This window comes from Cytophagia bacterium CHB2 (assembly GCA_030263535.1).
GTDB lineage: Bacteria > Zhuqueibacterota > Zhuqueibacteria > Zhuqueibacterales > Zhuqueibacteraceae > Coneutiohabitans.
In genome coordinates this window covers 1-6,591 of record SZPB01000372.1, presented here as the reverse complement: position 1 = coordinate 6,591, position 6,591 = coordinate 1, and the positions used below count along the sequence as shown (strand labels likewise).

At 52.0% G+C, this 6,591-nt stretch carries 7 protein-coding genes; all 7 read left to right on the top strand.

Annotation, left to right across the window (positions count from 1 at the left end):
* The first annotated feature begins 334 nt into the window (after positions 1 to 334).
* Positions 335 to 1,033 (top strand): four helix bundle protein, encoded by a 699-nt coding sequence (locus FBQ85_25105; protein ID MDL1878411.1) that lies wholly within the window; start codon positions 335 to 337, stop codon positions 1,031 to 1,033.
* A gap of 547 nt (positions 1,034 to 1,580) precedes the next feature.
* Positions 1,581 to 1,883, top strand: coding sequence for a DUF962 domain-containing protein (locus tag FBQ85_25100; GenBank protein ID MDL1878410.1), 303 nt, complete (start codon positions 1,581 to 1,583; stop codon positions 1,881 to 1,883).
* Positions 1,884 to 1,917: 34 nt separating this feature from the next.
* A complete protein-coding gene (locus FBQ85_25095; GenBank protein ID MDL1878409.1) occupies positions 1,918 to 2,157 on the top strand; it encodes a hypothetical protein in 240 nt (79 codons plus the stop codon).
* 38 nt (positions 2,158 to 2,195) lie between these two features.
* Positions 2,196 to 3,449: a flippase gene (locus FBQ85_25090; GenBank protein ID MDL1878408.1), complete on the top strand. Its 1,254-nt coding sequence runs from the start codon at positions 2,196 to 2,198 to the stop codon at positions 3,447 to 3,449.
* A 301-nt stretch (positions 3,450 to 3,750) separates the two neighbouring features.
* Positions 3,751 to 4,335 (top strand): bifunctional pyr operon transcriptional regulator/uracil phosphoribosyltransferase PyrR, encoded by a 585-nt coding sequence (gene pyrR, locus FBQ85_25085; GenBank protein ID MDL1878407.1) that lies wholly within the window; start codon positions 3,751 to 3,753, stop codon positions 4,333 to 4,335.
* A gap of 84 nt (positions 4,336 to 4,419) precedes the next feature.
* On the top strand, positions 4,420 to 5,370 hold the full coding sequence (locus FBQ85_25080; protein MDL1878406.1) for an aspartate carbamoyltransferase catalytic subunit: 951 nt from the start codon (positions 4,420 to 4,422) through the stop codon (positions 5,368 to 5,370).
* Between the two features lie 719 nt (positions 5,371 to 6,089).
* A partial coding sequence (locus tag FBQ85_25075) for a dihydroorotase (GenBank protein MDL1878405.1) occupies positions 6,090 to 6,591 on the top strand: 502 nt, incomplete at its 3' end.

Below are 6,591 nucleotides of genomic sequence, written 5' to 3'. Positions count from 1 at the left end.
TGAGAGTGCATTGAAACTGAGCAAGGGGCAAACGGCAGGGGGCAAAAAAGCAAAGCCCCGACACCTGATGTCTCGCCGGTCTCTGACGCTTGAACTGTTGCCATTTGCGCCTTGCCCCATGCAACTTGCCCCTTGCGCCGAGTGCATTGAAACGGAGCAGGGGGCAAAAGGCAGGGGGGCAAAAAAGCAAAAACAACATCATCAAATCACCGGTTTCCGTCGATCGCGTCTTTTGTTTTTTGCAACTTGCAACTTGCTGAGAGTGCATTGAAACTGAGCAAGGGGCAAACGGCAGGGGGCAAAAAAGCAAAGCCCCGACACCTGTGAGAGTGCATTGAAACTGAGCAAGGGGCAAACGGCAGGGGGCAAAAAAGCAAAGCCCCGACACCTGATGTCTCGCCGGTCTCTGACGCTTGAACTGTTTGCCATTTGTGCCTTGCCCCATGCAACTTGCCCCTTGCACCGAGTGCATTTAAACGGAGCAAGTGGCACAGGGCAAGTGGCAAAAAAGCCCCAGCACAGAATGTCCCGCCGATCTCTGAGGCGTGAATTATTTGCCATTTGCGCCTTGCCCCTTGCAACTTGCCCCTTGCTTCCTGCCCCATGCCTGGAGGGAATTATGACTCACGAAGAATGGCTCGCCAATGTTCCGGACAGTATCAAGAACGATCGGCTGTGGGAATTCACCGCTTATCAAAAAGCCTTATTGCTTTACGATTTGATGTGGGAAGACTGCGAAAAAATGCTACCGGACGTTCGCGGTCGCGGGAATGCCGACCAGCTCAATCGCAGCGTCGGATCGATCAGCGCCAACATTGAAGAAGGCTATGGCCGCGGCTTTGGGAAGGAGTATGATTATTTTTTGCGAGTCGCCCTCGGTTCAGCGCGCGAAAGCCGAGGGTGGTATTATCGCAGCCGGCGGTTTTTGTCCTCGGCAGTTTTGCCGCATCGCTACGCACTGCTCGATGAAATCATCGGGCTGTTGGTAAACAAAGTTCAGGCAAGGAAGAAGCTGGAATCTGTCAAGCAATAGCAATGACGCAAGTCCGGAACATTTTTTTGCCATTTGCGCCTTGCCCCTTGCTGAGAGTACCCCAAAGCACGAAGTGCATTTCCTTCCCAAAATCCTCCCAACCCGGACGTCCGCAACGAAAAAGAAAATATTCAGCGGCTAGAAGAACCAACGGATGCGGGAGGCTTCAGCAGTTGGGTTTTTCAATCAGTTGGAAAAATCTCTGCTTTTTTGCAACGATTCAATTTTAAAGAGCCAAATGCAGACAAAACATTTCTTCCGATAAATGACATGTCGCGAAACCACTTCCACGAATTAAGGTAACAGACCACTCGCCTGTTTTGTCTCTTGCTATTTTCAAACAATCTATTAGTTTTGACGGCACCTAAAGCCGACAAGCGTGGTGCAGGATTTTTTTGCTGGCGGGGAGGCGCTTCATTTACCGGGGGAGCACGCCCGGCTGCGGGGTGGAAACATGTTGCCAAGATCAACAAATTTTCGATCTGAAGCAGCAAAAACGAATTTTTGTTGAGCGAGAACGAACAAAACTCAAGAGGGAGAGCAAGCCATGTTCGCTGGCAAAACCTGGGACGAATGGATCGGCCAGTATGCGCAGAGCCACCAAAATCCCGTCAATCGCGCGTGTCACACCATCGGTATTCCCCTAATTGCGATTTCCGTGCTGCTGTTCCTGGCTGCGCCGTTCGTTGCGAATCTCTGGCTGCCGGCGCTGGCGTTGTTTGTCATCGGCTGGATTTTTCAGTTCATCGGACATGCCTTCGAAGGCAAACCGCCGGAGTTTTTGCGCGACTGGCGTTTTTTGTTCGTGGGCCTGCGCTGGTGGTTTGCCAAGGTGCGCGGCCGCGCGTGAGCGTGCACGAAATTTTAAATAGCAGAGATTTTATATGTACACGGTTTATCGAATCAACGCAAATGATTTGGACAATCGCTTTCTCAAATCATTGAAGGCCTTGTTTAAAGATAAGGAAATTGAGATTGCGATATCGGAAGCGCCGCAACGAGAAGACGATGAAACAGCCTATCTGCTGCGATCTCCGGAAAATCGCGAGCGTTTGCTGCATGCCATTGAAAACGCCACACGTGGTCGCAATATGGTAACGGTAGAACCTGACGAATGGCAATGAGAAAAGTCTCATTGTTAAGAAGAAAAAGCTGAAGCCTCTTGTCTAATCCTCTCCCCAAACTCTTCAAAAACTCGTTTTATCTCCTCGTCATGAATCTCGGCACGCTGGGCGCGCTGTTCGTGTTCTCCGTGCTGTTGGCCAGAACGCTGGGCCAGGAAGCGCTCGGGCTTTATGCCCTGTTCACGGCCACGCTCATGCCGTTTTCATATGCCGTTGATCTCGGACAATCAACCTCTTTGGTGCAGGAGATGGGCCGCGCGCCGGCTGCCGGCAACCGCATTTTAAAAAACACGTTGCTGTTGAAAATGCTGCTGAGCGTGGCAGCAACAGCGGGGCTGCTGCTCTTCTCTTTTTTCTATTTCCAGAAAGCGGAGGAGCGCAGCCTATTTTTCGTTTTCGGCTTGATGCTGTTGCCGCGCGGCCTCGGCGCGACGTTTGAGGCCGCGTTTCGCAGCCGGCAGAAAATGGCATTTCTCATGTGGGCGAATGTGGGGCATGGCGCGTTGCTGGTGTTCGCAAGCTGGGTGCTGCTGCGCGCGGGTTATGCCTTGCCAACGATCATCGGCCTGCTGGTTTTGCTCGAAACCCTCAAGACGGTTTTGCTATGGCTGCTGTATCGCCGCGAGGAAAACTTCAGGTTCTTCTCTTCCGGACCGGCGTTTGACCGGGCGCTCGCGCGCGCTTCGGTTGCAACGGCGCTGCCGTTTTTCGTCATGGGCCTGCTCGGCATTCTGCATTCCCGCGTTGATGTGATGTTGCTGGCGGCGCTGCGCGACAACGCGGAAGTCGGCGTGTTCAGTGCGGCAAGCAGCTTTGTGAAAGTGCTGCGCGTTGCACCCTCCGTCATCGTTGCTTCGTTCTTTCCGGCGATTGCAGGTATGCAGAAAAACTCGGCACAACTGCACAAGCTGGCAGCGAAGACACTATGGGCGCAACTCGCGTTCAGTTTGAGTCTCGCGGTGATCATTTTCCTGTTGGCAGATTGGCTCATCGCAACGACTTATGATTTTCCCGCCGCGACCACCGTCCTGCGCGTGCAGGTGTGGTCGATCATACCGCTGGCGTTGTATTCGACGCTGGTTTACGTTTTCTTCCAATCCGACAAATCTGCGTGGAATGTGGGCATTCTGGCCGCGACGTTGTTGTTGAATGTGATATTGAATTATCTACTGATTCCCAGCCGCGGTGCACTCGCCCTGGCGATCAGCAATCTCGCGAGTGAAACGTTTTGTTGCGTGTTGTATTTCAGTCTTTATCGTAGATTGACTCGCGCCGCGCCGGGCGTGTTTTAACAAGATGAAGATTCGCCAGTATTTATAAGGTTTTATGCCATGCTTAAAAGTATTCAACGTTTGTACAGTACCACATTTGCGATGTCGAAGATGATAAAATAACACCATCCTTGCAGGAATGAAGCGCTTTCAAGGAAAATCTCCTTGACTCGCGCACAAAAATGTTGTATCATCAGCCACGATGAAATCGCAATTAAGCCTTTATCGATTCTCTCAAACGTTGACAACGCCTGAGTTGAATGGAAAGGCTTTTTTTATGCCTATTTGAATCGGCTCTCATGGATCAACAAGATTATTGCTTATGCCAGCCTCTGCGCCGACAATAAAGATTCGCGGGGAAATTATGGATGCGGCGGGCCTGAACCGCACGCTGTCGCGCCTCGCTCACGAGATCCTCGAATCGAATCGCGGCATCGAAAACTTGGTTGTGGTTGGCATTCGCACACGCGGCGTGCAGCTCGCGCAACGCTTGATCGAACGCATCGAAAGCATCGAGGGCCGCAAGCTGCCGCTCGGCTCGCTGGATGTCACGCTATACCGCGACGATTTGGCTTACCGGCAGGACGCGCTGTTGAGCCGCACAAAGCAATCACGCATTCAGGCCACGGATATTCCGTTTGATCTGGAAGGCAAAATCGTCATTCTCGTGGATGATGTGATTTATACCGGCCGCACGATTCGCGCGGCCATGGATGCGTTGATGGATTTTGGCCGGCCCGCGAAAATCCGTTTGGCGGTGATGATCGATCGCGGCCATCGCGAGTTGCCGATTCGGCCCGATTTCGTCGGCAAGGAAGTTGTTACCACGACAGGAGAGGAAGTTCGCGTACAATTAGCCAATGTGGATGGAGTTGATGGTGTACTTTTGGTTGAAGTATCGCAATAATCACAGGCGCAGACCTGATCCGAACAGCTTGGCGCGTAGCTCACCTCGGGCGCGATCAGGAAGCCTTTTAGAGGTGAGGATGCTATGATCGTTTCCAAGCATTTGTTAGGGCTGGCGGGCGTTCGGCGCGAGGAAATTTCACTGATTCTCCGAACAGCGCAATTTTTTAAAGAAGTTCTCAATCGTCCCATTCCCAAAGTTCCCACCCTGCGCGGTAAAACCATTGTCAATCTCTTCTTCGAAAATTCCACCCGTACTCGCATTTCATTTGAATTAGCCGAAAAAAGATTATCCGCCGACTCGGTCAGCTTCAGCGCCTCCGGTTCGTCCGTTACAAAAGGCGAAACGTTGCTCGACACCGTGCGCAATCTCGAAGCCATGAAGATCGATATGGTGGTGGTGCGCCATCATGCTTCGGGCGCGCCGCATTTTTTGGCAACGATGATCGGGGCCGGCGTGATTAATGCCGGTGATGGCCGGCACGAACATCCGACGCAGGCGCTGCTCGACCTGATGACATTGCAGGATAAATTCGGCAAGCTCGAGGGCTTGAAAGTCGCGATTGTCGGCGATGTGGCGCACAGCCGGGTGGCGCGCAGCAACATTCACGGCTTGCGCACCATGGGCGCGAAAGTCGCAATTTGCGGTCCGGCGACCTTGTTGCCGCGCGAACCGCGGGAAGCCTTTGGCAATGACGTCGAAGTTTTCACCAAAGTCGATGACGCCATTCGCTGGGCGGATGCGCTCAATGTGCTGCGTTTGCAATTGGAGCGCCAGGCCAGCGGTTTGCTGCCCTCGCTGCGCGAGTACACCAACTACTTCGGCATCACGCGCAAGCGGCTGGAGGCGGCGAAGAAGGAGGTGACCATCCTGCACCCCGGGCCGATAAATCGCGGCGTGGAGTTGGAGAGTGATCTGGCAGACAGTGAATTCTCCGTCATTCTCGATCAAGTGACCAACGGCGTGGCCGTGCGCATGGCCGTGCTTTATCTCAAAAGCGGCGGCGATTTGGAAGTGGCGAACGGCGGTGATTGAGGCGCAAGTTTTTTCAAGAAAATTTTTTAGCCACTGGTTTGCACGGATTCAGAGATTTTTTGGTACAATTCCCCAAAGTTGGTGCAGTAGATATGCCACCCTTGCAGGGTTATCCCCTGTTCTTTTTGGCTATCTTTCTATAATCATGACATCCCTTCGGGATTCGCGGTTTGGAAAATCCCGAAGGGATGTCATGATTATAGTCATTTGGCGTTTTTTCTTCATGAAACCACGAAGTGGTGACATAATTTCGTACTCAATGAAAGGGCAATTTAAAACACAAAAAATCGGTTAGGATCCGTGTTCATCCGTGGCTAAAGAAAAGTGTCGGGTCTGAAATTGCAAAATTTGCTGCCGGATAATTTTCAAGAATATGCAATGAGCGGGTGCAATTCCCCAAAGTTGGTGCAGTAAATATGCCACCCTTGCAGGGTTATCCCCTGTTCTTTTTGGCTATCTTTCTATAACCATGACATCCCTTCGGGATTCGCGGTTTGGAAAATCCCGAAGGGATGTCATGATTATAGTCATTTGGCGTTTTTTCTTCATGAAACCACGAAGTGGTGGCATAATTTCAAGGCTCAATGAAAGAGCAATTTTGAAACACAAAAATCGGTGAAAATCCGTGTTCATCCGTGGCTAAAAAATTATCCGGTCGAGATTTTTTTGTAGATTTTTTTTTCTGCAGACGAAGCGTTTCCCTTTTTGTGAGATAAAATATGCCTCGAGAAATCATCACCACCCCTGCTCCCAATCTGCTGTTTCGCAACGCGCATGTTGTCGATCCCGGCTTGGGCCTCGAACAAACCCTCGACGTATTGGTTGAGAACGGTGTGATCAAGCAAGTGGCGCCTCAAATTCAAGCGCCCTACAATTTTGAGATGATCAACGCTTCCGGACTTGTGCTCACACCCGGCTGGTTCGACATGCATGTGCATTTCCGCGAGCCCGGGCGCGAAGACGAGGAGACGGTGATCACCGGTTGTGCGGCAGCTCTGGCCGGCGGCTTCACCGGCGTTTGTCCCATGCCCAACACTTCTCCTGCAACCGACAAGGCGGAAATTGTTAAAGCCATCATCCGGCAAGGCGAGCAGACGATTGTCGATGTTCACCCGATTGCTGCTGCGAGCAAAGGCCGCAACGGCAAAGAGCCTACCGAGATTGCGGAGTTGGTCGATGCCGGCGCTGTGGCGTTTTCGGATGACGGCTGCTCTATTCGTA